General features: G+C 60.4%; 26 protein-coding genes. 9 read left to right on the forward strand and 17 right to left on the reverse strand.

Annotated elements, in window-relative coordinates; genetic code table 11:
• Positions 1-71: 71 nt before the first annotated feature.
• On the reverse strand, positions 72-1271 hold the full coding sequence (gene tyrS / locus BLX41_RS21220) for a tyrosine--tRNA ligase (protein ID WP_123726474.1): 1200 nt from the start codon (positions 1269-1271) through the stop codon (positions 72-74).
• 211 nt (positions 1272-1482) lie between these two features.
• Between tyrS and BLX41_RS21230 the strand changes: the two genes are divergently transcribed.
• The gene (locus BLX41_RS21230) at positions 1483-2904 is read left to right on the forward strand and encodes a peptidoglycan DD-metalloendopeptidase family protein (RefSeq protein WP_123726475.1); all 1422 of its coding nucleotides are present in this window, start codon (positions 1483-1485) and stop codon (positions 2902-2904) included.
• A 3-nt stretch (positions 2905-2907) separates the two neighbouring features.
• Positions 2908-3999 (forward strand): anhydro-N-acetylmuramic acid kinase, encoded by a 1092-nt coding sequence (locus tag BLX41_RS21235; RefSeq protein WP_123726476.1) that lies wholly within the window; start codon positions 2908-2910, stop codon positions 3997-3999.
• Between the two features lie 70 nt (positions 4000-4069).
• Here the strand turns inward: BLX41_RS21235 and erpA are convergent, their stop codons facing one another.
• Both erpA and argC read right to left on the reverse strand, forming a co-directional pair.
• A complete protein-coding gene (gene erpA / locus BLX41_RS21240; RefSeq protein ID WP_011063789.1) occupies positions 4070-4420 on the reverse strand; it encodes an iron-sulfur cluster insertion protein ErpA in 351 nt (116 codons plus the stop codon).
• Positions 4421-4589: 169 nt separating this feature from the next.
• Positions 4590-5624: an N-acetyl-gamma-glutamyl-phosphate reductase gene (gene argC, locus BLX41_RS21245; protein WP_123726477.1), complete on the reverse strand. Its 1035-nt coding sequence runs from the start codon at positions 5622-5624 to the stop codon at positions 4590-4592.
• 135 nt (positions 5625-5759) lie between these two features.
• Here argC and hemJ point away from each other — a divergent pair, with 135 nt between their 5' ends.
• The 6 genes from hemJ (at position 5760) to coq7 (ending at position 10240) form a co-directional block, all read left to right on the forward strand.
• Entirely contained in the window at positions 5760-6191 is a 432-nt protein-coding gene (hemJ, locus tag BLX41_RS21250) for a protoporphyrinogen oxidase HemJ (RefSeq protein WP_011063791.1), read from the forward strand.
• A gap of 33 nt (positions 6192-6224) precedes the next feature.
• Positions 6225-7193: an NAD(P)H-dependent flavin oxidoreductase gene (locus BLX41_RS21255; protein WP_123726478.1), complete on the forward strand. Its 969-nt coding sequence runs from the start codon at positions 6225-6227 to the stop codon at positions 7191-7193.
• Between the two features lie 95 nt (positions 7194-7288).
• Positions 7289-8206 (forward strand): DUF805 domain-containing protein, encoded by a 918-nt coding sequence (locus BLX41_RS21260; protein ID WP_123726479.1) that lies wholly within the window; start codon positions 7289-7291, stop codon positions 8204-8206.
• A gap of 61 nt (positions 8207-8267) precedes the next feature.
• Positions 8268-9056: an SDR family NAD(P)-dependent oxidoreductase gene (locus tag BLX41_RS21265; protein WP_123726480.1), complete on the forward strand. Its 789-nt coding sequence runs from the start codon at positions 8268-8270 to the stop codon at positions 9054-9056.
• A gap of 70 nt (positions 9057-9126) precedes the next feature.
• Complete coding sequence (locus BLX41_RS21270; RefSeq protein ID WP_011063795.1) at positions 9127-9465, forward strand: histidine triad nucleotide-binding protein; 339 nt, start codon at positions 9127-9129, stop codon at positions 9463-9465.
• A gap of 127 nt (positions 9466-9592) precedes the next feature.
• Positions 9593-10240 (forward strand): 2-polyprenyl-3-methyl-6-methoxy-1,4-benzoquinone monooxygenase, encoded by a 648-nt coding sequence (gene coq7 / locus BLX41_RS21275; protein ID WP_011063796.1) that lies wholly within the window; start codon positions 9593-9595, stop codon positions 10238-10240.
• Between the two features lie 73 nt (positions 10241-10313).
• Here the strand turns inward: coq7 and BLX41_RS21280 are convergent, their stop codons facing one another.
• Positions 10314-10736: an OsmC family protein gene (locus BLX41_RS21280; RefSeq protein ID WP_123726481.1), complete on the reverse strand. Its 423-nt coding sequence runs from the start codon at positions 10734-10736 to the stop codon at positions 10314-10316.
• A 234-nt stretch (positions 10737-10970) separates the two neighbouring features.
• On the opposite strand from BLX41_RS21280, the gene crp reads away from it, so the two are divergent.
• On the forward strand, positions 10971-11615 hold the full coding sequence (gene crp, locus BLX41_RS21285; RefSeq protein ID WP_123726482.1) for a cAMP-activated global transcriptional regulator CRP: 645 nt from the start codon (positions 10971-10973) through the stop codon (positions 11613-11615).
• On the opposite strand, the gene BLX41_RS21290 is transcribed toward crp, so the two are convergent.
• The 13 genes from BLX41_RS21290 to BLX41_RS21350 form a co-directional block, all read right to left on the reverse strand.
• On the reverse strand, positions 11612-12313 hold the full coding sequence (locus BLX41_RS21290; protein ID WP_123726483.1) for a lipoate--protein ligase family protein: 702 nt from the start codon (positions 12311-12313) through the stop codon (positions 11612-11614). The genes crp and BLX41_RS21290 overlap by 4 nt on opposite strands.
• Positions 12314-12379: 66 nt before the next feature.
• Positions 12380-13216: an indole-3-glycerol phosphate synthase TrpC gene (gene trpC, locus BLX41_RS21295; RefSeq protein ID WP_123726484.1), complete on the reverse strand. Its 837-nt coding sequence runs from the start codon at positions 13214-13216 to the stop codon at positions 12380-12382.
• Complete coding sequence (gene trpD / locus BLX41_RS21300) at positions 13213-14262, reverse strand: anthranilate phosphoribosyltransferase (RefSeq protein ID WP_123726485.1); 1050 nt, start codon at positions 14260-14262, stop codon at positions 13213-13215. The genes trpC and trpD overlap by 4 nt, the downstream gene beginning before the upstream one ends.
• A gap of 9 nt (positions 14263-14271) precedes the next feature.
• Entirely contained in the window at positions 14272-14865 is a 594-nt protein-coding gene (locus BLX41_RS21305) for an aminodeoxychorismate/anthranilate synthase component II (protein WP_123726486.1), read from the reverse strand.
• A gap of 12 nt (positions 14866-14877) precedes the next feature.
• Positions 14878-16365, reverse strand: a complete 1488-nt coding sequence (gene trpE / locus BLX41_RS21310) for an anthranilate synthase component I (RefSeq protein ID WP_123726487.1) — start codon at positions 16363-16365, stop codon at positions 14878-14880.
• 71 nt (positions 16366-16436) lie between these two features.
• Positions 16437-17255, reverse strand: a complete 819-nt coding sequence (locus tag BLX41_RS21315) for a phosphoglycolate phosphatase (RefSeq protein WP_123726488.1) — start codon at positions 17253-17255, stop codon at positions 16437-16439.
• The gene (gene rpe, locus BLX41_RS21320; RefSeq protein WP_123726489.1) at positions 17252-17926 is read right to left on the reverse strand and encodes a ribulose-phosphate 3-epimerase; all 675 of its coding nucleotides are present in this window, start codon (positions 17924-17926) and stop codon (positions 17252-17254) included. Before rpe ends, BLX41_RS21315 begins: the two co-directional genes overlap by 4 nt.
• An 80-nt stretch (positions 17927-18006) precedes the next feature.
• Complete coding sequence (locus tag BLX41_RS21325) at positions 18007-19155, reverse strand: iron-containing alcohol dehydrogenase (protein ID WP_123726490.1); 1149 nt, start codon at positions 19153-19155, stop codon at positions 18007-18009.
• Positions 19156-19295: 140 nt separating this feature from the next.
• Positions 19296-20120: an ABC transporter permease gene (locus BLX41_RS21330; protein ID WP_016963813.1), complete on the reverse strand. Its 825-nt coding sequence runs from the start codon at positions 20118-20120 to the stop codon at positions 19296-19298.
• Between the two features lie 13 nt (positions 20121-20133).
• Positions 20134-21381, reverse strand: coding sequence for an ABC transporter permease (locus tag BLX41_RS21335; RefSeq protein ID WP_123726491.1), 1248 nt, complete (start codon positions 21379-21381; stop codon positions 20134-20136).
• A gap of 146 nt (positions 21382-21527) precedes the next feature.
• Complete coding sequence (locus BLX41_RS21340; RefSeq protein ID WP_123726492.1) at positions 21528-22589, reverse strand: ABC transporter substrate-binding protein; 1062 nt, start codon at positions 22587-22589, stop codon at positions 21528-21530.
• A 43-nt stretch (positions 22590-22632) separates the two neighbouring features.
• The gene (locus BLX41_RS21345) at positions 22633-23757 is read right to left on the reverse strand and encodes an ABC transporter ATP-binding protein (protein WP_123726493.1); all 1125 of its coding nucleotides are present in this window, start codon (positions 23755-23757) and stop codon (positions 22633-22635) included.
• A 248-nt stretch (positions 23758-24005) separates the two neighbouring features.
• Positions 24006-24635, reverse strand: a complete 630-nt coding sequence (locus BLX41_RS21350; protein WP_123726494.1) for a response regulator — start codon at positions 24633-24635, stop codon at positions 24006-24008.
• Between the last annotated feature and the right edge of the window lies 1 nt (position 24636).

Raw genomic sequence — 24636 nt, forward strand, 5'->3', positions numbered from 1 at the left:
CGTTTCGACTGCGCCGGAAGTGGGGCGAATTATAGACCTGTAGAATCTGCCGTCAACACTTATTTTCAGTTCTATTCGGATTTAAGCGTAATACGTGCAAACGCCTTCTTGCCGGCCTGGCACACATGAGTCGAACCCACTGCATATATATAGGTACGATCTACGACCTCACCATCCACACGCACACCACCCGAACCCAGAAGATCCCGTGCCACTGCAGCATTCTTGACTAGCCCTGCCTTATTAAGGACAGCAGCAATTGGCATATCCTCGGCAGCGACCAGCTCGATCTCCGGCAGATCATCAGGCAGCTCGCCATCCTTCATGCGATTACCTGCGGCGCGATGAGCATTTGTAGCAGCCTCTTCACCATGGAAGCGCGCAACAATCTCTTCGGCCAGCTTGATCTTGATGTCACGCGGATTGGCGCCAGCTTCAACATCAGCTTTGAATACACCGATCTCATCCATCGAGCGGAAGCTGAGCAGCTCGAAGTAACGCCACATCAACGCATCGGGAATGGAAACCAGCTTGCCGTACATCACGCCCGGGGCTTCCTGGATACCGACATAGTTTCCCAGAGACTTGGACATCTTCTTAACGCCATCCAACCCTTCGAGCAAAGGCATGGTCAGAATGCACTGCGCCTCCTGCCCATAGCCACGCTGCAGTTCACGCCCCATCAACAGGTTGAACTTCTGGTCGGTACCACCCAGCTCGACATCAGCACGCAACGCTACCGAGTCATAGCCTTGCACCAACGGATACAGGAACTCATGAATGGCGATCGGCTGATTGGTCGAGTAGCGCTTGTCGAAGTCGTCCCGCTCAAGCATCCGCGCAACGGTGTACTGGGAAGTCAGGCGAATAAAATCCGCCGGCCCCATCTTGTCCATCCAGGTGGAGTTGAAAGCCACCTCGGTCTTGGCGGGATCAAGAATCTTGAAGACCTGGCTTTTATAGGTTTCTGCGTTTTCCAGGACCTGCTCGCGAGTCAAGGGTGGACGGGTGGCGCTCTTGCCACTGGGATCACCAATCATTCCGGTGAAGTCGCCAATCAGGAAGATCACCTGGTGACCCAAATCCTGGAACTGACGCAGCTTATTAATAAGCACGGTATGCCCGAGATGCAGATCCGGCGCCGTCGGATCGAAGCCAGCCTTAATGCGCAGCGGTTCGCCGCGCTTGAGCTTCTCGACCAACTCGGACTCGACCAACAACTCTTCCGCACCACGTTTGATCAGCGCTAGCTGCTCTTCAACCGACTTCATAACAGACCCGCAAGGCTCAGATTCAAAAGGGAACCAACCATACAAGATCACGGACTAATTACAAGTTTTGCCCGGCGTACGGGGGGGCATTCACGCAGCAGAGCGTCCGCGTGCTTGCGTCACAGATGATTTGGTTATATTTTATACAGTTATTTCATCTTCATCATGTCATTCATCTTTTCCATTTCATCTTTTCAAAGTCAAATTACCTATGACCACCGAACCGTCTAAAGCGCCACCGCTTTATCCGAAGAGCCACCTGCTCGCCGCAAGTGGCATCGCGGCCCTTCTAAGCCTGGCTCTACTGGTATTTCCATCCAGTGATGTAGAGGCAAAAAAAACGACATTGAGTCTCGATCTGGAAAGTCCGATCGAGCAACTGACACAAGATCAAGACGCCACATCCGCCGAACAAGCCACAAGTGAGGCAGCAGCCTCACCTTTCGCACAGATCGAAAACACCACTGACGACACCACGCAAACCGCAGAAACCGCACCTGCGCCTGCTGCCGTGGAGGAACCAAAAGCCCCCGGCCATAGGGAAGTACTGGTTACCAAGGGCGATACCCTTTCCACACTATTTGAAAAGGTTGGCTTGCCGGCCACTTCCGTCCATGAAGTCCTAGCAAGCGACAAGCAGGCCAAGCAATTCTCCCAGCTCAAACACGGCCAGAAGCTTGAGTTCGAACTGACCCCGGATGGCCAACTGAACAACCTGCACAGCAAAGTCAGCGACCTGGAGACCATCACCCTGACCAAAAGCCCCAAGGGCTTTACGTTCAGCCGCGTGATCACCAAGCCGGTGGTTCGCTCCGCCTATGTCCATGGCGTCATCAATAGCTCGCTCTCCCAGTCTGCCGCCCGCGCCGGCCTGTCCCATAGCCTGACCATGGATATGGCCAACGTTTTCGGCTACGACATCGACTTCGCCCAAGACATTCGCCAGGGTGACGAATTCGACGTGATCTACGAGCAGAAAGTCGCCAACGGCAAGGTAGTCGGCACCGGTAATATCCTCTCCGCGCGCTTCACCAACCGCGGCAAGACCTACACCGCCGTGCGCTACACCAACAAACAGGGCTCCAGCAGCTACTACACCGCCGACGGTAACAGCATGCGCAAGGCGTTCATCCGCACGCCGGTAGACTTCGCCCGTATCAGCTCGCGCTTCTCAATGGGGCGCAAGCATCCGATCCTGAACAAGATCCGTGCGCACAAAGGCGTGGACTATGCCGCTCCACGGGGCACGCCAATCAAGGCTGCCGGTGATGGCAAGGTTCTGCTGGCCGGGCGCCGCGGTGGTTACGGCAATACCGTGATCATCCAGCACGGCAACACCTATCGCACCCTGTACGGCCACATGCAAGGCTTCGCCAAGGGCGTGAAGACTGGCGGCTCGGTGAAACAGGGCCAGGTCATTGGCTACATCGGAACCACAGGCCTGTCCACAGGCCCGCACTTGCACTACGAGTTCCAGGTCAATGGCGTCCACGTGGATCCGCTGGGCCAGAAGCTGCCTATGGCCGATCCCATCGCCAAGGCCGAACGTGCACGCTTCCTGCAACAGAGCCAGCCTCTGATGGCCCGGATGGATCAGGAAAAGGCCACCATGCTGGCCTCGAGCAAGCGCTAAACCATGGCGTTCTATATAGGCGTGATGTCCGGTACCAGCCTTGATGGCCTGGACATCGCCCTGATCGAGCAGAACCCGGCGATCAGACTGATCGCCACCCGCTACATCCCCATGCCTGCCACTCTGCGCGCCGAACTCTTGAGTTTGTGCGCCAGCGGCCCCGACGAGATCGCCCGCTCCGCCATCGCTCAGCAACACTGGGTCGCACTGGCCGCCCAGGGCATCAACCAGCTTTTGCAACAACAGCAACTGCGCCCTCAAGATATCCGCGCCATTGGCAGCCACGGACAAACCGTGCGCCATGAACCAAGCCGCGGGTTCACTGTGCAGATCGGCAACCCGGCACTGCTCACTGAACTGACCGGCATCACTGTCGTCAGCGACTTCCGCAGCCGCGACGTAGCAGCAGGCGGGCAAGGCGCCCCACTGGTCCCGGCCTTCCACGAAGCGCTGTTCGACCAGCGCCCGGGAAACCGCGCCGTGCTGAACGTTGGAGGCTTCAGCAACCTGAGCCTGATCGAAACGGCCAAGCCGGTAGCCGGATTCGACTGTGGCCCAGGCAATGTCCTGCTAGATGCCTGGATTCAGCTCCAACGTGCTGAGAACTTTGACCGCAATGGCCAATGGGCCGCCAGCGGAAAGGTTGACCAAACTCTCCTGAAAACCCTGCTCAGCGACCCGTTCTTCGCCAGCCAAGGCCCGAAGAGCACCGGGCGTGAAGTATTCAACCTTCAATGGCTACAGCGGCACCTGGCGTTGCATGACACCATCACCGCCGAAGACGTGCAGGCCACGTTGCTGGAACTGACAGCACTGACCATCGTCGAGTCGTTGCAGTGCGCACAAAGTGACACCCACGAACTGCTGGTGTGCGGCGGCGGCGCGCATAACGCAGCGCTCATGGGCCGCTTGGCAGCCCTCCTCCCGCAAACCAGCGTCAACAGCACGGCGGCATATGGCGTGGACCCGGACTGGGTCGAAGCCATGGCATTCGCCTGGCTGGCCCACTGCTGCCTGGAAGGAATTGCTGCCAACCGACCCAGTGTTACTGGCGCCCGCGGCCTACGAGTACTAGGTGCCATCTACCCGGCCTGACCGGCAGACAGCAAAACGCCGCAGGATTACAAGAGCCTGCGGCGTTCGGCGAATAGCTATTGCTGGCTGATCAGATCGAGAACGACGACCCGCAACCACAGGTAGTGGTGGCATTGGGGTTCTTGATCACGAACCGCGAACCTTCCAGACCTTCCTGGTAGTCCACTTCAGCACCGGCCAGGTACTGGAAACTCATCGGGTCGACCACCAGGCTCACACCCTCGCGTTCGACAATGGTGTCGTCCTCGGCCACTTCCTCATCGAAAGTGAAACCGTACTGGAACCCTGAACAACCGCCGCCCGTAACGAATACGCGCAGCTTCAAGCGATCATTACCCTCTTCATCGACCAGGGTCTTCACCTTGTGCGCCGCACCTTGAGTGAATTGCAAAGCTGTGGGGGTGAAGGATTCAACGCTCATGCTGACTATCTCCCGGCGTTAAGCCGCCATACTGCGTAATGACGCGCATTATCCGCTTCTCCCAGAAAAGCGGTCAACTATTGTTACGGTATATCAATAGTCGTACAGCTGCCCGCATAACGCAGAAAGGCCCATCAGACGGGCCTTCCTATTCACCGCTAAACCGACTTTAAGGCAGCATGCCTGCGTGAGACAGCCCAAGACGCTCGTCCAGACCAAACAGGATGTTGAGGTTTTGCACCGCCTGGCCTGAAGCCCCCTTGACCAGGTTATCGATAACCGACAGCACCACCACCAGATCACCATCCTGTGGCCGGTGCACGGCAATCCGACATACGTTGGCACCACGCACGCTGCGAGTCTCAGGATGACTGCCCGCCGGCATCACATCAACGAAAGGCTCGTTGGCATAACGCTTCTCAAACAGCGCTTGCAAGTCAACCGAGCGGTCCACCACCGTCGAGTAGAGCGTCGAGTGAATACCGCGAATCATTGGCGTCAGATGCGGAACAAAGGTCAGGCCGACGTCCTTGCCTGCCGCCCGACGCAGCCCCTGGCGTATTTCCGGCAAGTGACGATGTCCTTTGACCGCATAGGCCTTCATGCTCTCGGAGGTTTCCGAGTACAGCGAACCGACGCTGGCACCGCGGCCTGCACCACTGACACCGGACTTGCAGTCAGCAATCAACTGTGTGGTGTCGGCAAGACCGGCCTCCAGCAATGGCAGAAAGCCCAGTTGAGTGGCCGTTGGATAACACCCGGGGACGGCAATCAGACGAGCCTTCTTGATTTGCTCGCGGTTGACTTCCGGTAGCCCGTAGACAGCCTCATCCAGCAGCTCCGGAGCGCCATGGGGCTGGCCGTACCACTTGGCCCACTCCTCGGCATCCTGCAGACGAAAGTCCGCCGACAAATCGATGACCTTGGTGCCGGCCGCCAGCAACTCGCCGGCCAGGGCATGAGCCACACCGTGGGGTGTCGCAAAGAACACCACATCACAGGCGCCAAGAGTCTTGATGTCCGGCACGCTGAAGGCCAGGCCGTCATAGTGACCGCGCAGGTTCGGGTACATGTCGGCTACGGCCAGGCCCGCCTCGGATCGCGAAGTGATGACTTCCACTTGCGCCTGCGGATGCTGTGCCAACAGACGCAGCAGTTCGACACCGGTGTAACCCGTGCCGCCGACAATCCCGACCTTGACCATAAACCTGCCCTCAACGAACCCACTGGAAAGCTGCCGATAATAGGGGCGGCGCGCCCCTGCGACAACCGTCAAGGTGACGTGCGGCCGCTCTACCCTCTACTATCTTCGCCACCGTGAACCTGGGAATAACTAAAAATGCTCTATCTATGGCTCAAAGCCTTTCATATCGTCAGTGTGGTCTGCTGGTTTGCAGGCCTTTTCTACCTGCCACGCTTGTTCGTCTACCACGCCCAAAGCGAGGACAGCATCAGCCGTGAACGCTTCTGCCTCATGGAGCGCAAGCTGTATCGCTTCATCATGGGCCCGGCAATGATCGCCGCGTTGATCTTCGGCATCTGGTTGATCAGCCTCAATCCCAGCGCCTATTTCGGCCAGGGTGGCTGGATGCACGCCAAACTGACCCTGGTGGTGATCCTGATCGGGTATCACCACATGTGCGGCGCTCAAGTGAAACGTTTCGCCCGTGGCGAAAACACCCGCAGCCATGTCTTTTATCGCTGGTTCAATGAAGTACCGGTTCTGATATTGCTGGCTATTGTAATTTTGGTCGTTGTACGGCCGTTCTAACTCTTACTAGTCGCTTCCCCTGGGGGTACTCCAATGTCACTGCCCGCTCTGCTCGAACAACGCCTGCGCCTGCCTCTTGTGGCGGCACCGATGTTCCTGATCTCCAACCCTGAACTGGTCCTGGCCTGCTGTCGAAATGGCGTGGTCGGCAGCTTCCCTGCCCTCAACCAGCGCGAAAGCAGTGGCTTCAAGGCCTGGCTCGAGGAGATCGAAGCAGGGTTGGCCAAGCTGGAGAACCCTGCCCCCTACGCAGTCAACCTGATCGTGCACAACAGCAACCCGCGTCTGCAGGCAGATTTGCAGATCTGCATCGAACACAAGGTGCCGATCGTCATCACCAGCCTGGGCGCGGTCAAGGAAGTGGTAGACGCCGTACACAGCTATGGCGGCCTGGTATTCCATGACGTGACCACGCGCCGACACGCGGAGAAAGCGGCAGAAGCCGGAGTCGATGGACTGATCGCTGTCGCGGCAGGGGCTGGCGGGCATGCCGGAACCTGGAGCCCGTTCTCCCTTATTGCCGAAATTCGCCAGTTCTTCGACAAGACCCTGCTGCTCGCCGGCTGCCTGAACCGCGGTCACGAGATTCTCGCCGCACAGCTGCTTGGTGCCGACCTGGCTTACCTGGGCACCCGTTTTATCGGCACCACCGAAAGCCATGCGCCGGACGCCTATAAAGAGATGCTGCTCAACTCTCGTGCCGCGGATATCGTGCACACCGCCGCAGTCTCCGGAGTCCCCGCCAGCTTCATGCGCCAGAGCCTGGAGAACGCCGGATTCGACCTGGCAGCCCTGCAAGGCAAGGGCGAAGTCAATTTCGGCTCCAAGCTCAAGCCCATCAGCGACGAAGCCAAAGCCTGGAAAACGGTGTGGTCTGCCGGGCAAGGCGTCGGTGAAATCGACGACCTGCCCAGCGTCGATCAACTGATTGCCCGCCTGGACAGCGAATACCAGGCCGCCCAGGAAAGCTCGGCCCAACTCAGTAAACGCTGGCCACGCTAACCAGGTCTCATTGTTTTTTGGCCAGCCGGGTGGCGCTGGCCTTAAACTATGCGTCTTTTATGTAAGCCTTCTTTTCAAGTGACAGGGATGCCCCCATGAGCGAGACCCGCTACAAGATTGTTTTCGACGGCACATTGCTGCCTGGTGTCGAAAAGTCCACTGCCCAACTAAACCTGGCCGAACTGTTCAAAAGTGACACAACTGCAGTAGAACGCCTGTTCAATGGCCAGCGGGTGGAGCTCAAGCGCGACCTGACCCAGGCGGATGCACAGCGGTATCTGGAGGCGCTGAAAAATGCGGGGATCGATGCTCGCATCGAGGCTGAACCAAGCCTGGATCTGAACTTGGACTCAATCACCCCAGCCTCCGGCCCCGCCAATATCAGCGAGTCACCCTACGCCCCTCCGCGAGCGACAGTCGGCGACACCCTGCCTCAATACGCCAATCTCAACGTGTTCAGCTTCGAAGGCCGTATCGGTCGTCTGCGCTATCTGGCCTGGACCCTGGTCCTGACGGTAGCCATGCTGGCGGTGGTCGGGGTAGGCGCCTTCTTTGGCATTCTTACCGCTGCGGTATTCAACTCGACGCTCCTCACCGGGCTGGGGATCATCGGTGGTGTCGTGGTGTTCATCGGTTTCCTCGTCGTCAGCATCCAGATCAGCGTACAGCGCCTGCATGACCTGGGGTGGTCCGGCTGGCTCTGGCTACTGAATTTCGTGCCTATCGTCGGCAGCATCTTCCCTCTGGTCCTCATGGTCAGCCCCGGCAGCAACGTCGCCAACCGCTACGGCGCCCCGCCACCGCCCAACACCACAGCGGTCAAGGTCCTGTCCTGGATGTGGGTGGTACTGATCGTCCTGCTTATCGTCGGCATGGTAGCCGGCGGCTTGAGTTCCCTCGAAGACCGCTACAGCGAAACCAGCTACAGCGAAACCATCGACTCCACCAGCGCCGATGAGGACACTGAACCAGCCGATAGTGCCGCGCCCTCTGTAGAATCCGAGCAAGAATAAACGCGTCCGAGCCTGCGACCCTTCCTGTCGCAGGCAGCCGGCCGTTGCGATGGAGAAATGCATGACCCGTTACGCTCTGATCACCGGTGCTTCCAGCGGCATAGGCCTGGCCCTGGCCGAAGCACTGGCCCGGCGTGGCCGCAACCTGATTCTGGTGGCCCGCCAGCGTGATCAGCTGGAAAGCATCGCCCTGGAGCTGACCCAACGCTTCGGTGTCGAAGTATTGTTCAGGGCCTGCGATCTGGGAGAGCCTCTGCGACTGTCCGGCTTCCTGCTGGAACTTGAGGAAGGAGACCGCCAGATCGATCTGCTGGTCAACTGCGCCGGGATTGGCACCAGCGGCCCTTTCCTGGCCCAGGACTGGATGACCGAACAAGACCTGATCGAGGTCAACATCCTCGCCCTCACCCGCCTATGCCATGCCTTGGGCAATAGCATGGCCCTGCTGGGGGGTGGACAGATTCTCAACGTCGCCTCGGTAGCGGCCTTCTATCCCGGCCCCTGGATGAGCACCTACTACGCCAGCAAGGCCTATGTCCTGCACTTTTCCGAAGGGCTGCGGGAAGAACTGAAAAAATGTGCGGTCAAAGTCTCGGTGCTCTGCCCCGGCCCCACCCGCACCGCGTTCTTCCGTACCGCACAGATGGACACTCAGAAGCTCAACGACAGCAAGTTGCTCATGAGCCCAGAGGAAGTCGCCCTGTACGCAGTCCGGGCCCTGGAAAGGAACCGCGCCATCATCATCCCCGGCCGCCTGAACCGTTGGATGGCCTTCAGCAGCCGCCTGGGCTCTCGCTGGCTGACCCGCAAGATCGTCGGCTACTTCAATCGGGCCTATTGCCCACGTTAGATGTTCGGGCTGGGCGCACATTGTGAGCCTGAGTACACTCACCCCGGACCAACCCAATGGAGAAACAGCTGTGGATACTCTGTTCACCAAGATCATCAACAGAGAAATACCCGCGAAGATCATCTACGAGGACGACCAGGTTCTGGCCTTCCACGATATTGCTCCGCAAGCGCCGGTGCACTTCCTGGTTATTCCGAAAAAGCCCATTCGCACCCTCAACGACCTCACCGAGGACGACAAGACCCTGGCCGGACACATCCTGTTCACCGCCCAGCGCCTGGCCAAGGAACAAGGTTGTGAAGACGGCTTCCGGGTCGTGATGAACTGCAATGAACTGGGCGGTCAGACCGTCTACCACATTCATATGCACGTGCTGGGTCAGCGTCAGATGAACTGGCCTCCGGGCTGATTGCCCCACTAACACTCGTGTGCAGCGCCCTCTCGCCCACTGCCAGGCGAGGGTGCGCTGATCCAGCGCAGTTTTCACCCTATCGATTGGAGTAAACTGGCCGCCGTGATTCTTCCCGGAGATAAGCATGACTACCCAACGTCACTACTCGCCGATTGACCGTCTGCTGCTGCAAGCCGATATGGCAATGCGTACGCTGCTGCCTTTCAGCGGCCAACCTTATCGCCCGTCACCGGCCATCGTGCAGCCGGAAGCGCAGATGAGTGACGAGGATACCCGGCACGTCGCCGGCCTGATGCGCATCAATCACACTGGGGAAGTCTGTGCCCAGGCGCTCTACCAGGGCCAGGCACTGACCGCCAAGCTACCTCAGGTACGCCAGGCCATGGAGCACGCCGCCGAAGAAGAAATCGACCACCTGGCCTGGTGCGAACAACGCATCCGCCAACTGGGCAGCCACCCCAGCGTTCTCAACCCATTGTTCTATGGCTTGTCATTCGGCATCGGCGCCGCCGCTGGCCTGATCAGCGACAAAGTCAGCCTGGGGTTCGTCGCCGCCACCGAAGACCAGGTCTGCAAGCACCTGAACGAGCATCTGGAACAACTGCCGGCAGAAGACGAAAAGTCCCGGGCCATTCTGGAGCAGATGCGCATCGACGAAGAGCACCACGCCGAGACAGCACTCGAAGCGGGCGGCTTCCGCTTCCCGGCACCGGTGAAGTTCGGCATGAGCCTGCTGGCCAAGGTGATGACCAAAAGCACCTATCGAATCTGATCCCGGCCAGTACCGGGCACAAAAAGGGCGCTCTTGAAGCGCCCTTTTTTGTGCCCATGAACTCAGCCCCGGCTCAGCCCAACTCGACGATTTCGTAATCGTGGGTAACGACCACGCCAGCAGCGCCGAGCATGATCGAAGCCGAGCAATACTTCTCGGCGGACAGTTCGATGGCCCGCTTGACCTGAGCCTCCTTCAGCCCACGCCCCTTGACCACGAAATGCATGTGAATCTTGGTGAAGACCTTCGGGTCCTCGGTAGCACGCTCGGCGTCAAGAAAGGCCTCGCAGCTTTCAACCGCCTGACGCGACTTCTTCAGGATGCTGACCACGTCGAAATTGCTGCAACCGCCCACACCGAGCAGGAGCATCTCCATGGGGCGAACACCCAGGTTGCGTCCACCGGCTTCTGGCGGACCGTCCATCACCACAACGTGGCCACTGCCCGACTCACCGAGGAACATGGCTTCGCCAGCCCATTGGATGCGTGCCTTCATCGCCAAGACTCCACTGTAAAAAAAGGGTCGCCAGCTTAGCACAGGGTTTTGCACCGGCCGCGCTTTGCACGTTCACAGCTGATTACCGATCTTCACTAAGAAAAATCTTAAATCCGCCAAGGATGTGTCTGTTAAGCTGACGCCAAATGACTGGCGCTTAGCCAGCGTTCAACGTCCTCGTTTTACGCCCATAAAAAAACACTTCATACCGTGCAGTCTTCTCGGGATACAACCATGGTTGCTATTGCCCCCACCCCCAGGATCAAAAATCTCGACAAGTTGCTGATGCACTGTCAACGCCGCCGGTATCAGGCCAAGAGCAACATCATCTGCGCCGGTGATGTGTCCGACAGCCTGTACTTCATCATCAAGGGCTCGGTGACCATCCTCATCGAGGACGACGATGGCCGGGAGATGATCATCGCCTACCTCAACGCCGGGGATTTCTTCGGTGAACTGGGACTTTTCGAAGAGGCCGGGCACGAACAGCAGCGCAGCGCCTGGGTAAGGACCAAGGTGGAATGCGAAGTCGCCGAGATCAGCTACGCCAAGTTTCGCGAACTGTCGCAGAACGACCCGGACATTCTGTACGTCCTCAGCGGGCAGATTGCCCAGCGCCTGCGCAATACCACGCGCAAGGTCGGCGACCTGGCGTTCTTCGATGTGACCGGACGGGTTGCCCGCTGCCTGCTGGAGCTGTGCAAGCAACCGGATGCCATGACCCATCCCGACGGCATGCAGATCAAGATCACCCGCCAGGAGATTGGCCGGATTGTCGGCTGCTCCCGAGAGATGGTCGGCCGCGTCCTCAAGGATCTTGAGGAGCGCAACCTGGTTCACGTCAAAGGCAAGACCATGGTGGTGTTCGGCACCCGCTAACCCGGCAGAAAGCTCTTGAGCATCTGCCGGTACAGGCTGTCCAGCCGGGCCATGGCATCTGCTGCGGTAAACGCCTCATGCAGGGCGATATGACTTTCGGCCCGGCAACGCTGCTCCAGGCCGCAAACCTGATTGAAGGTGTTGACCGCCCCCACCATGGAATCACGCTCGTTATCCAGCAGCAGGGCACCGTGCACCAGCCCGACAGGGCGCTGTCCGCCTTTGCTCTGACGCCAGCGCTGGGCTGTACCGACCATCTTGCGACCGTCCAGATTGACGTTGAAACGCCCATCGCAAAAGGCTCCGTCCACCTCCCCTAGCGACGGATTGCCTCCCAGCTCACTGAGCAGATCGCAAATCGGCTGGCACAGACGCCGATAGGCCGTTTCGATCCGCCCCTGATCCCCCTCGCTGCGCGGTGGCGCATAGACCAGCGCAATATTCACCGTAGCTGCCGATTGCGGCACCGGCTCACCGCCAGTTTCCCGCAGCAGCACCGGCCAGCCGTTGGCCGCCGACGCCTGGCAGGCCTGCTCGAACCCCGGCAGGCGACTCAAGCGCCGGGGCATCACCAGCGCCCGATCGCTGGGCTGCCAGAACAACAGGCCGAACTCCTGCTCGCCGGCGCACACCAGCGCCAGCAGATCCTGCTCGGCCTGCAGGCCAGCTTCGACAGTCAAGGCAAAGGGTTGGGTCATGACAGTGGAAATCCTTGCGATAGATATGAAAAAGCCGGCATCGCCGGCTTATTCATTGTTTCAGGTTCAGTCCAGAGTCGAACCGCTGACCGGCACGCCGCGCTCGGGGAAGAACAGGCGTTGCAACTCGCTTCCCGGATTCTCGGCGCGCATGAATGCCTCGCCCACCAGGAACGAATAGACATCGCTGATTTCCATCAGCTCGACATCGGCACGGTTGAGAATGCCGCTCTCGGTAATCACCAGGCGGTCGCGAGGAATCCGCGGCAACAGGTCGAGCGTGGTTTCCAGGTCGACTTCGAAGGTATGCAGATTACGGTTGTTGACTCCCACCAACGGTGTATCGAGGGTCTTCAGCGCCCGCTCCAACTCGTCGCCGTCGTGCACTTCCACCAGCACATCCAGACCAACGCCCTTGGCCACCGTAGCCAACTCGGCCATCCGCTTGTCGTCCAGAGCGGCGACAATCAGCAGCACACAGTCGGCACCGAGGGCACGAGCTTCGACGATCTGATAGGGGTCGATCATGAAATCCTTGCGGATCACCGGCAGTTTGCAGGCCGCGCGGGCCTGCTGCAGGTAGGCATCGGCCCCCTGGAAGTAATCGACGTCAGTCAACACCGACAGGCAAGTGGCACCGCCCTTCTCGTAGCTCTTGGCGATATCTGCCGGCACGAAATTCTCGCGGATCACGCCCTTGCTCGGCGATGCTTTCTTGATCTCGGCAATCACCGCCGGCTGCTTGAGCTTGACCTGCTCCTGCAACGCCCTGGCGAAGCCCCGCGGCACATCGGCTGCCCGCGCCAGGTTCTCCAGTTCGGCCAGACTGACGCGAGCGCTGCGCTCGGCAACTTCCTCAACCTTGCGGGCAAGGATATTCTCCAGAACTGTCGGCACACTCATCCTTCATTCTCCTGCTTGAACACCGCGGTAAAGGCGCCCAGTTCTTCGAGCTTTTCCCGGGCCAGGCCGGTGTGCAACGCATCGTGAGCCAGGGCCACGCCCTCTTTCAAGCTGCTGGCATGATCCGCGGCATACAGCGCCGCACCGGCATTGAGCACAATCATCTCGGCGGCCTTCTGGCCGTGCTCGGTCTTGCGGCGCCCCAGGGCATCGCGGATCAGCTCAAGGGAAGCCGCCGGGCTCTCGACCACCAGGCCAAACAGACTCTGGCTCTTCATGCCCAAGTCCTCGGGCTGTACCCAGTACTCGGTGATCTGATCGTTCTTCAACTCCGCAACATAGGTCGGAGCCGCCAGGCTGAACTCGTCCAGGCCGTCCTGGGAATGCACCACCAAGACGTGCTTGCTGCCCAGGCGTTGCAAGACTTCGGCCAATGGCCGGCACAAGGCCTGAGTGAATACTCCCACCACCTGATGTTTCACGCCGGCCGGATTCGTAAGCGGGCCGAGCATGTTGAACAAGGTGCGCAGGCCGAGGTCACGGCGCGGGCCGGCGGCATATTTCATGGCGCCGTGGTGAGACTGGGCAAACATGAAGCCGATGCCGACGTTGTCGATGCAACGCGCCACCTGAACGGGTGTCAGGTTCAGGTAGATCCCGGCCGCCTCCAACAGATCGGCGCTGCCGCTCTTGCCGGATACCGCCCGGTTACCATGCTTGGCGACGGTGCAGCCGGCAGCGGCAACGACAAAGGAAGACGCTGTGGAAACGTTGAAAATGTTCGCACCGTCACCGCCGGTACCGACCACATCCACCACGCCGTCGAGGGTTTTCAGCTCGACCTTGTCCGCCAGTTCGCGCATCACCGATACCGCGCCGACGATCTCGTCGATGCTTTCGCTTTTCATGCGCATGGCCATCATGAAGGCGCCAATCTGTGCATCAGTGCATTGGCCAGTCATGATCTCGCGCATGACATCGCGCATCTCATCGGTACTCAGGTCCAGATGGCCGACAATACGGCTCAGGGCAGTCTTGATATCCATGAAAAGTCCTTAGCGCGTGCCGCCGCTCTGTTTGAGGAAGTTGGCGAACAGCTCGTGGCCCTGCTCGGTGAGAATAGACTCGGGGTGAAATTGCACCCCTTCGATATTCAGCGTCTTGTGGCGCAGCCCCATGATTTCGTCGACGGAGCCGTCTTCCAGCTGGGTCCAGGCCGTGACTTCGAGGCACTCGGGCAGGCTCTCGTGCTTGACCACCAGCGAGTGGTAACGAGTCACGGTCAGCGGCATGTTCAAACCGTTGAACACACCCAGGTCACGGTGAAACACCGGGCTGGTCTTGCCGTGCATCACTTGCCGGGCTCGCACCACTTGGCCACCAAAAGCCTGGCCGATGGACTGGTGGCCCAGGCATACACCCAGAATCGGCAGCTTGCCGGCGAAATACTTGATCGACTCGATGGAGATACCGGCTTCGGTGGGCGTGCAAGGGCCAGGCGAGACCACGATACGCTCGGGCTTGAGGGCTTCGATTTCAGCCACGGTCAGCTCGTCATTGCGTACCACTTTCACTTCGGCACCCAACTCGCCCAGGTACTGGACGACGTTATAGGTGAAGGAGTCGTAGTTATCGATCATCAGCAACATTATGGAAACTCCTCAAACCTTGGATGCGGGGGTTTGTTCTGCCAGTGCCACGGCACGGAACATTGCGCGACGCTTGTTCAGCGTCTCTTCCCACTCCAGGGTCGGCACTGAGTCGGCGACAATCCCGCCACCGGCCTGTACATGCAGCTCACCGTTCTTGATCACCGCCGTGCGAATGGCAATGGCCGTATCCATATTGCCGTTCCAGGCGAAGTAACCCACGGCGCCGCCGTAGATCCCGCGTTTGACCGGCTCCAGTTCGTCGATGATTTCCATGGCACGGATCTTCGGCGCCCCGGACAACGTCCCCGCCGGCAGGATCGCCCGCAGCGCATCCATCGCCGTCAGCCCGGCTTTCAGTTGACCGGTGACGTTGGAGACGATGTGCATCACGTTGGAATAACGCTCGATCACCATCTTCTCGGTGAGTTTCACGCTGCCGATTTCGGATACGCGACCGGTGTCGTTGCGCCCCAGGTCGATCAGCATCAGGTGCTCGGCGATTTCCTTGGCGTCCGACAGCAGCTCCTGTTCCAGGGCCAGGTCGGCTTCCTCGGTGGCGCCCCGCGGACGGGTACCGGCGATTGGCCGCACGGTAATCAGGTTGTCCTCGACCCGCACCAGCACTTCCGGCGAACTGCCCACTACGTGGAAGTCACCGAAGTTAAAGAAGTACATGTAAGGCGTCGGGTTGAAGCAGCGCAGCGCCCGGTACAGATCGATGGGCGCTGCCTTGAAATCAATGGACATGCGCTGGGACGGCACCACCTGCATGCAGTCACCGGCCAGGATGTATTCCTTGATGGTGTCCACGGCACGCTCGTAGTCAGCCTGGGTGAAGCTGGAGCGGAATACCGAATCGGCCGCCTGCTGCTTGCTGAAGTCCAGCCCGGGACGCGGGGTGATCGGTTGGCGCAACTGCGCCAGCAATTCCTGCAAACGTGCCTGGCCAGCTTCGAAAGCGTTGTCCTGGCTGGGGTCGGCCAGCACGATGGCGTGCATCTTGCCCGCCAGGTTGTCGAACACCACTACTGCGTCGGAGACCATCAGCAGGATGTCCGGCACACCGATCGGATCCGGATTCGGGCTCTGGCCCAGGCGCGGCTCGACATAACGCACGCAGTCATAGCCGAAATACCCCACCAGGCCACCGTTGAAGCGCGGCAGGCCGGCGATGGTCGGCACGTTGTAGCGGGCTTTGAATTCCTCGACGAAGGCCAGAGGATCGACCACTTCAAGGCTTTCGATCTCGACGCCGTCATGGGTCACGCTGACCTGATACCCGTGCACACGCAATACGGTGCGGCACGGCAGGCCGATGATCGAATAACGCCCCCACTTCTCACCGCCCTGCACCGACTCCAGTAAGTAGGAGTTGGGCTGATCGGCCAGTTTCAGATAGATCGACAGCGGAGTGTCGAAGTCGGCAAGGGTTTCGCAGGCCAGCGGGATACGGTTGTAACCGGCTGCGGCCAAACGCAGGAATTCTTCGCGAATCATGGGGTGCCTCGTGGCTTGAGGGTCTAACAGTCAGGTATGCAAACGTGCCGGCAGGGCCGGCCAGACAAAAATCAGGCGCGCCAACGCCAGCGGGCCAAGGCCTTGATGACTTTCATCCAGAGTTTGCGAGTGACCACCACGATGGAATTTCCAGAAGGGGACGGAACAGCGTCGGGCAACGTTATCTCAGCGGCAGGTTCTAAGCAACCGGGGATCAGCGCCCGCAGGTTGTCGATCACCAGCGCCGGCGACTCCTCGGCAATCGGCCGGCCATGGTTATAGCCGTAGCTCAGGGCCACGCACTTGACCCCCGCCGCCTTGGCCGCCAGCACATCGCTGCGCGAGTCGCCGACGAACAGCGATTGCGACGCCGGTACGCTGGCCATCTTCATCACGAAGAACAGTGCCGCCGGGTCGGGTTTCTTTTGCGGCAGGGTGTCGCCGCCGATGATCCAGCGGAAATACCGGCCGATCTTCATCTGATCCAGCAATGGCGCGACGAAACGCTCGGGCTTGTTGGTGATCAGGGCCATTTCCACGCCCTGCTTGTGCAGCCACTTGAGGGTCTCGCGAACACCGGGATAGACCACAGTCAGTTCGTGGCTGTCCTCGTACGCGGTGTTGAACAACTCAAGAGCGTGCTCAGCCTCGACATCGTCGACGCCCTGGGCATCCAGACTATTGGCCAGGGCTCGGCGCACCAGCATCGGCGCACCGTTGCCGACCCATTCGCGCACCGCCTCGATACCCGCGGGCTTGCGCCCCAGCTTGAGCAGCATTTGGTCCACGGCGGCCGCGAGGTCCGGCACCGAATCGACCAGGGTGCCATCCAGGTCGAACATCACCAGTCGCGGCAAACGCCCCGGGAACAGCTGCTCAAATGCGCTCATGACCGAGCCAGCGCCAGTTCGGCGCGCATTTTCTCGATGACTTCCTGATAGTTCGGCGCATTGAAGATCGCCGAGCCGGCCACAAAGGTATCGGCGCCCGCAGCGGCGATTTCGCGGATGTTGTTGACGTTCACCCCACCGTCGATCTCCAGACGGATGTCGCGACCGGAAGCGTCGATCAGGGCCCGCGCCTCCCGCAGTTTGTCGAGGGTGCCGGGAATGAACTTCTGCCCGCCAAAGCCCGGGTTGACGCTCATCAGCAGGACCATGTCGACCTTGTCCATCACGTACTTGAGCACGTCCAGCGGAGTCGCCGGATTGAACACCAGGCCAGCCTTGCAGCCGCCCTCACGGATCATCTGCAGGGAACGGTCCACATGCAGCGTGGCTTCCGGGTGAAAGGTGATGTAAGTCGCGCCTGCCTCGATGAAGTCACCAATGATGCGATCCACCGGGGTCACCATCAGGTGCGCATCGATCGGTGCGGTGATCCCATACTTGCGCAGTGCAGAACAGACCATCGGGCCGATGGTCAGGTTCGGCACATAGTGGTTGTCCATGACATCGAAGTGGACGATGTCGGCACCGGCGGCCAGGACATTGTCCACTTCCTCGCCCAGACGGGCGAAGTCGGCGGAGAGAATCGACGGAGCAATAGCGAAGGGCTGCATGACGCACCTTTTTTGAGCAGGATCACGATGGCGCGCATTGTATACCTCATGCTTTGGAGCGCACACCGTAACCGCGATGTTCAGTAGGCCGCACGATAGATCTTCTCGATATCGGCAGGACTCAGTTTGCGCGGATTATTGCGCATCAGGCGCTCGATACCCGCGGCCTCGACCGCCATGGCGGGGATGGCCTCCTCCGGCACGCCAAAACTGCGCAAGCCGCTGGGGATTTCCACCGCAGCGCACAACGCTGTCATCGCCTCCACGGCCCGATCAGCGGCCTCGCTGGCACTCAAGTGCGCCGTCTGGACCCCCATGGCTTCGGCGATATCCTGCATACGCTCGACGCAGGCCATCTTGTTCCAGGTCATGACATAGGGCAGCAGCAAGGCATTGCTGACGCCATGGGACACATGGAAACGCCCACCCAGCGGATAGGCCAGGGCATGTACCGCCCCGACCCCGGCATTACCGAAAGCCATGCCGGCCATCAGGCTGGCGGTGGCCATATCCTCCCTGGCCTGCAGGTTGGCGGGATTGGCATAAGCCTTGGGCAACGCCTTGACGATCAGTTTGATCGCGCCAATGGCCAGGGAGTCGGTGATGGATGAAGCGTTGAGGGACAGATAGGACTCGACAGCGTGTACCAGGGCATCGACGCCACTGGCGGCCGTTACGCTGCGGGGACAGGTCAGGGTCATCTGCGGACTGACCAGGGCCACGTCCGGCAGCAGGTAATCACTGACAATGCCTTTCTTCAACTGCGCGGCCTTGTCCGAGAGGATTGCCACGTTAGTCACTTCCGAACCGGTGCCGGCCGTAGTGGGAATGGCGATCAGCGGCGGCCCCTTGCGTGGCACCTGGTCGATGCCGAACAGATCCTCCAGGGCGCCATGGTAGCCCGCGTAAGCCGCGACACTCTTGGCGATATCGATGGCGCTGCCGCCCCCCAGGCCGATCAGGCCGTCATGCCCGCCCTCACGGTAGACCTGCATGCAGTCTTCGACGATGGCGATCTCCGGGTCGGGCTGCACCCGGTCGAAAATCTCGTAACTGCGCTCACCCAGATGTGCCAGCGCCAGCTCTACCGTGCCCGACTTGAGCAACGCGGCATCGGTGACAATCAGCGGGTTATCCACATCCAGGCGGGTCAGCTCAGCGGCCAGTTGTTCGATGGCGGTACTGCCGGTGAGCAGTTTATGAGCGATCTTGAAAGAGGAAATACTCATGTGCGCAGCCTCTTATATAAAGGTGGGAGCTGGCACAAGCGTAGTCGCGGATTGTCGATTGTCGCCTATTCAGCAGACGAATTCTCTTCTCTCCTGACCGGTGCCGCGCCTGGCAACACCCGTCAGGAAGACAAAGGACTTCACACCTGGGCGGTGCGCAACTTCTCACTGCGCCCACGCAGCCATTCCAGGGTCAGCAGCAGGATCACCGAGAAGGCGATCAGCAGCGTGGCGGCGGCGGCGATGGTCGGGCTGAGGTTTTCGCGGATACCGCTGAACATCTGCCGCGGCAACGTCGCTTGCTCCGGGCCGGCGAGGAACAGGGTCACCACCACTTCGTCGAACGAGGTAGCGAAGGCGAACAGCGCACCACTGATGACCCCGGGTGCGATCAGGGGCAAGGTCACCCGGCGAAAGGTGGTCAACGGCGAAGCGCCGAGGCTGGCTGCAGCCCGCACCAGGTTGTGGTTGAAGCCTTGCAGGGTCGCCGACACGGTGATGATGACGAAGGGCACCCCCAGCACCGCATGCACGATGATCAGCGAGAAGAAACTGTTGCCCATGCCCAGTGGGGCAAAGAACAGATAGCTGGCAACACCGATGATCACCACCGGCACCACCATCGGCGAAATCACCAGGGCCATCACCAGCGCCTTGCCGGGGAAATCGCCACGGGTCAGGCCGATGGCCGCCAGAGTGCCGAAGACCATCGCCAGCAAGGTGGCGGCCGGAGCGACGATGATGCTGTTCTTCAGCGCTCGCATCCATTCGGCAGAGGCGAAGAAGTCCTGGTACCAGTGCAGCGAGAAGCCCTGCAGCGGGTACACCAGAAAGCTCCCGGAGTTGAACGACAGCGGGATGATCACCAGCACCGGCAATACCAGGAACAACAGGATCAAGCCGCAGAGAATCCGCAAGCTGTAGAACCAGACCCGTTCGACGGGCGACATGTAGGGGCTCAGCATTTCGATTCTCTCCTTAGCTCAGGCGCAGGCGACTGGCGCCCACCAGCCAGCTGTAAATCAGATAGAGCACGATGGTCGCCAGCAACAACAGGCCGCCCAGGGCCGTAGCCATGCCCCAGTTGATACTGGTGTTGGTGTAGAAGGCGACGAAGTAGCTGACCATCTGATCGTTCGGGCTGCCCAGCAGCGCCGGGGTGATGTAGTAGCCGATGGCCAGGATGAACACCAGTAGACAGCCGGCGCCGACCCCGGCGTAGGTCTGCGGGAAATACACCCGCCAGAAGCTGGCGAATGGATGGCAGCCCAGGGAGATCGCCGCGCGCATGTAAGTGGGTGAGATGCCCTTCATCACGCTGTAGATCGGCAGGATCATGAACGGCAGCAGGATATGCACCATGGAGATGTAGACCCCGGTGCGGTTGAACACCAACTCCAGCGGCTTGTCGATCACCCCCATGGCCAGCAGCGCGCTGTTGATCAGGCCGCCGGACTGCAGCAGCACGATCCACGCCGCTACCCGCACCAGGATCGAAGTCCAGAACGGCAGCAGCACCAGGATCATCAGCAGGTTGCTTTTACGCGCCGGCAGGTTGGCCAGCAGATACGCCAGCGGGTACGCCAGGGCCAGGCAGATGGCGGTGATCACCAGGCCCATCCAGAAGGTCCGGGCAAAGATGTCCAGGTAGATGGACTGATCCGGAGTGGCCGGGGCCAGTTCTCCCAGGTCATCGATGCGATGGTCCACCGCTGCCAGCAGGTAATAGGGCGTCAGGCTGCTGGTGTTGCGACGGATCGCCTGCCAGTAGGCCGGGTCGCCCCAGCGCTCGTCCAGACTCTCCATGGCTTCTTTATAGGATTCGGGCTCGGCCTTGAACGGCAAGGCACGGGCGGTTTTGGTCAGCAGGCTGCGATAGCCGGCCAACTCCATGTTCAAGCGCTTGGACAGATCGCCCAGGGTTTGATTCTTGCGGGCTTCAAACAGGTCTTCGCTCACGGCCTTGTAGGCCGCTTCGGCGGGCAGACCACGACCATCCCAGGCACTCACGGCCACGACAGTGCGCGGCATGCCCCCGACCACTTCCGGGTTGCCGACGCTCTTGTACAGCAGCGCCACGATCGGTACCAGGAACACCAGCAGCAGAAACAGCACCAGGGGCGCGATCAGCGCCTGGGCCTTCCAGCGGTTGACCCGCTCGGCACGGGCCAGCCGCTGCTTCAAGGTCGGGCCGGTGACCGCGTTCAGGGGAACGGTGATGGTCATGACAAACTCCGCGAATCGAACTTTCGAATACAAACCACCGGGGTAGGAGCGGGCTTGCCCGCGAATCGAAGGGCATCCCTCAACCTCAAGGTTGACGCTGATCACGCCTTCGCGAGCAAGCTCGCTCCTACAACAGCTGGGGGTGGTTACTTGGCTGCCCAGGCGTTGAAGCGCTGTTCCAGTTGCTCGCCGTTGTCGGCCCAGAAGCTGACGTCGATCTGCACCTGATTGGCGATGTTTTCCGGGGTGGTGGGCATGTCCTTGAGAATGTCCTTGGCCAGCAGCGGCACGGCCTGGATGTTGGCTGGACCGTAGGCAATGTTTTCCGAATAGGTTTTCTGCTGCTGCGGCTGCACCGAGTAGGCGATGAATTTCTTCGCGGCTTCAGCGCGAGCCTTGTCCAGGCCTTTGGGAATGGCCCAGGCATCGAAATCGTAGATACCGCCGTTCCACACTACTTTCAGGTTGCTTTCTTTCTGCACCGCGGCGATCCGGCCGTTGTAGGCCGAGCTCATGACCACGTCGCCGGAAGCCAGGTACTGCGGCGGCTGGGCGCCGGCTTCCCACCACTGAATGTAAGGCTTGAGCTCATCGAGTTTCTTGAAGGCACGATCCTGGCCGTCCTTGCCTGCCAGGACTTTATAGACATCCTTGGGCGCGACGCCGTCGGCCATCAAAGCGAACTCCAGGGTGTACTTGGCGCCCTTGCGCAGACCGCGCTTGCCCGGGAACTGCTTGGTGTCCCAGAAGTCGGCCCAACTGCCTGGTGGTGCTTTCAGCTTGTCAGCGTTGTAGGCCAACACCGTGGACCAGACGAAGAAGCCCACGCCGCAAGGCTGGATGGCACCCTTGACGTAGTCTTCGCTGTTGCCGAACAGGGCCGGGTCCAGTTGCTCGAACATGTCCTCGTCGCAACCGCGGGACAGTTCAGGGGATTCGACCTCTACCAGGTCCCAGGACACGCTCTTGGTGTCGACCATGGCCTTGATCTTGGCCATCTCGCCGTTGTACTCGCCAGCGACGATCTTGCCATGGCCCGCCGCTTCCCAAGGTGCGTAGAAGGCTTTGACCTGAGCCGCCTTGTTCGCCCCACCAAAGGACACCACGGTCAGGTCCGGTCCCGCCGCCATGGCGTGCGCCGCACCCAGCATGCCCAGTGCCACAGCGATAGCGCTGAGGGGGGCGGTGAATTTCAGGGATCTCAACATTTATTGTGTTCTCCACGTGCAGGTTGGTGTTGCAGGGGGGCGATCAATTCGCCTCTAGAAGCGGGTCAAGCGCGCGAACGTGCTCGACTTGCCAGCCAAGCGGCACCACGTCGCCCACCGCCAGCGCAGGATCGAGCTCGGCAATCGGCTGTTTCACGAAGAAGTCGCTCTTGCCGCAGACTTCCAGGCGCACCCGGACGTGGTCGCCCAGATAGATGAATTCCGCCACCCGGCCGGAGAAGCGGTTGACGCAGCTTTCGCTGGAACCGTTGAGGCTCACCCGCTCCGGGCGGATGGACAGGGTCACCGGGCCGCCGACCTGACCGACATTCACCGCCAGCGCCTCGACCTTCTCGCCACGCCCCAGCTCCACCACGCAACGCTCGCCGTTGTGGCTGTGCAGGCGGCCGTTGAGGCGGTTGTTCTCGCCGATGAAGTTGGCGACGAAGGTGTTCTTCGGCTCTTCGTAGAGAGTGCGCGGCGGCGCGATCTGCTGGATCTCGCCTTGGTGGAACACCGCCACCCGGTCAGACATGGTCAGGGCTTCGCCCTGGTCGTGGGTCACATAGACCACGGTCACGCCCAGGCGCTGGTGCAGGTGCTTGATCTCCATCTGCATGTGTTCACGCAGCTGCTTGTCGAGGGCTCCAAGGGGTTCGTCCATCAGCACCAGCTGCGGTTCGAACACCAGGGCACGGGCCAGGGCCACGCGCTGCTGCTGGCCGCCGGACAATTGCGCCGGATAGCGCTGGGCGAAGGCATCGAGCTGGACCATGCTCAGCACCCGCTTGACCCGTTCACTGATGTCGGTCTTGCTGAGGCCGCGTACCGACAGCGGAAAGCCCAGGTTCTCGGCCACGGTCATGTGCGGGAACAGCGCGTAGTTCTGAAACACCATGCCGATGTCGCGCTTGTGCGGCGGCACATTGTTGATGGAGCGCCCGGCCAGTTGGATCTCACCGGCAGTTGGGGTCTCGAAACCGGCCAGCATCATCAGGCTGGTGGTCTTGCCGGACCCGGACGGCCCCAGCAGGGTGAGGAACTCGCCTTTGCGAATATCCAGGTTGAGGTCTTTGACGATCAGGTTTTCACCGTCGTAGCTTTTCTGCACACCACGAAAGCTGACCAGAACATCGTTGGCCCCAGCGCTTGAATCGACCTCGCTCATACCCACACCTTTTGTTTTAGACGGCTGTGGAACAAGCCTAGTGGAGGCCGCAGGCCGCGCAAATCGGGGCGCAGGAGAGATTCGCCTCAGCCGCCTGGAAGGTTGCGTGTAGGGATTGCCCTACAAGGATGGCGGGATTGGATAAGGGTAGCCGCAAGTTCCAAGCGACAAGCTGCAAGAACCGGCAAAAGCCTGGGGACGGGGATGTCGCAAATGGATACGTTTCCCTCCCCGCAGCCCGATTCTCCTCAGAGCAGCTTGTGCTCCATGGCGTACTTCACCAGTTCCGCCAGGGAGGTGATATTGAGCTTCTGCATCAACCGCGCCTTGTGAGTGCTGATGGTCTTGCTGCTCAGGGCCAATTGCTGGGCAATGTCATTGACGTTGGCGCCCTGGGCCAGGCGTTCGAAGACCGAGAACTCGCGCTCGGAAAGCAGCGAATGCAAGGGCCGGGCATCGGTCAGGCCGACCTCGAAGACCATGCGGTCCGCCAGGTCCGGGTCGATGTAACGCCCACCGGACGCAACCTTGCGGATGGCCGTCAGCAACAGCGACGGATCGCTGTCCTTGGTGGCGTAGCCGGCAGCGCCGATCTTCAGCGCCCGCGCAGCCATCTGCGCCTCGTCATGCATCGACAGCACCAGGATCGCCGGAGGGTTGGTCAGGGCCCGAATCCGTGGAATGGCTTCCAGACCGTTTACCCCGGGCATGGAGATATCCAGCAGCACCACTTCACAGGGCACCTGGCGCAGGGTTTCCAACAGCTGTTCACCGTTGCTCGCCTCGCCCACCACGATCAGGTCCTTGGCCAGGCCGATCAGTTGCTTGATGCCTTCGCGGACAATGGTGTGGTCTTCGGCTACCAGTACACGGATCACG

This window comes from Pseudomonas protegens, from assembly GCF_003732485.1.
Classification (GTDB): Bacteria; Pseudomonadota; Gammaproteobacteria; order Pseudomonadales; family Pseudomonadaceae; genus Aquipseudomonas; species Aquipseudomonas protegens_B.

What these genes read in the sequence shown, in the direction of transcription:
- hemJ (WP_011063791.1), top strand. Translation starts at nt 5,760, where the DNA reads ATGCTCTATCTATGGCTCAAAGCCTTTCATATCGTCAGTGTGGTCTGC.
- BLX41_RS21340 (WP_123726492.1), bottom strand. Translation starts at nt 22,589, where the DNA reads ATGTTGAGATCCCTGAAATTCACCGCCCCCCTCAGCGCTATCGCTGTG.
- BLX41_RS21305 (WP_123726486.1), bottom strand. Translation starts at nt 14,865, where the DNA reads ATGTTGCTGATGATCGATAACTACGACTCCTTCACCTATAACGTCGTC.
- tyrS (WP_123726474.1), bottom strand. Translation starts at nt 1,271, where the DNA reads ATGAAGTCGGTTGAAGAGCAGCTAGCGCTGATCAAACGTGGTGCGGAA.
- BLX41_RS21260 (WP_123726479.1), top strand. Translation starts at nt 7,289, where the DNA reads ATGAGCGAGACCCGCTACAAGATTGTTTTCGACGGCACATTGCTGCCT.
- crp (WP_123726482.1), top strand. Translation starts at nt 10,971, where the DNA reads ATGGTTGCTATTGCCCCCACCCCCAGGATCAAAAATCTCGACAAGTTG.
- BLX41_RS21345 (WP_123726493.1), bottom strand. Translation starts at nt 23,757, where the DNA reads ATGAGCGAGGTCGATTCAAGCGCTGGGGCCAACGATGTTCTGGTCAGC.
- argC (WP_123726477.1), bottom strand. Translation starts at nt 5,624, where the DNA reads ATGGTCAAGGTCGGGATTGTCGGCGGCACGGGTTACACCGGTGTCGAA.
- coq7 (WP_011063796.1), top strand. Translation starts at nt 9,593, where the DNA reads ATGACTACCCAACGTCACTACTCGCCGATTGACCGTCTGCTGCTGCAA.
- erpA (WP_011063789.1), bottom strand. Translation starts at nt 4,420, where the DNA reads ATGAGCGTTGAATCCTTCACCCCCACAGCTTTGCAATTCACTCAAGGT.
- BLX41_RS21265 (WP_123726480.1), top strand. Translation starts at nt 8,268, where the DNA reads ATGACCCGTTACGCTCTGATCACCGGTGCTTCCAGCGGCATAGGCCTG.
- BLX41_RS21235 (WP_123726476.1), top strand. Translation starts at nt 2,908, where the DNA reads ATGGCGTTCTATATAGGCGTGATGTCCGGTACCAGCCTTGATGGCCTG.
- BLX41_RS21230 (WP_123726475.1), top strand. Translation starts at nt 1,483, where the DNA reads ATGACCACCGAACCGTCTAAAGCGCCACCGCTTTATCCGAAGAGCCAC.
- trpE (WP_123726487.1), bottom strand. Translation starts at nt 16,365, where the DNA reads ATGATTCGCGAAGAATTCCTGCGTTTGGCCGCAGCCGGTTACAACCGT.
- BLX41_RS21325 (WP_123726490.1), bottom strand. Translation starts at nt 19,155, where the DNA reads ATGAGTATTTCCTCTTTCAAGATCGCTCATAAACTGCTCACCGGCAGT.
- trpC (WP_123726484.1), bottom strand. Translation starts at nt 13,216, where the DNA reads ATGAGTGTGCCGACAGTTCTGGAGAATATCCTTGCCCGCAAGGTTGAG.
- BLX41_RS21280 (WP_123726481.1), bottom strand. Translation starts at nt 10,736, where the DNA reads ATGAAGGCACGCATCCAATGGGCTGGCGAAGCCATGTTCCTCGGTGAG.
- BLX41_RS21315 (WP_123726488.1), bottom strand. Translation starts at nt 17,255, where the DNA reads ATGAGCGCATTTGAGCAGCTGTTCCCGGGGCGTTTGCCGCGACTGGTG.
- BLX41_RS21255 (WP_123726478.1), top strand. Translation starts at nt 6,225, where the DNA reads ATGTCACTGCCCGCTCTGCTCGAACAACGCCTGCGCCTGCCTCTTGTG.
- rpe (WP_123726489.1), bottom strand. Translation starts at nt 17,926, where the DNA reads ATGCAGCCCTTCGCTATTGCTCCGTCGATTCTCTCCGCCGACTTCGCC.
- BLX41_RS21290 (WP_123726483.1), bottom strand. Translation starts at nt 12,313, where the DNA reads ATGACCCAACCCTTTGCCTTGACTGTCGAAGCTGGCCTGCAGGCCGAG.
- BLX41_RS21330 (WP_016963813.1), bottom strand. Translation starts at nt 20,120, where the DNA reads ATGCTGAGCCCCTACATGTCGCCCGTCGAACGGGTCTGGTTCTACAGC.
- BLX41_RS21335 (WP_123726491.1), bottom strand. Translation starts at nt 21,381, where the DNA reads ATGACCATCACCGTTCCCCTGAACGCGGTCACCGGCCCGACCTTGAAG.
- trpD (WP_123726485.1), bottom strand. Translation starts at nt 14,262, where the DNA reads ATGGATATCAAGACTGCCCTGAGCCGTATTGTCGGCCATCTGGACCTG.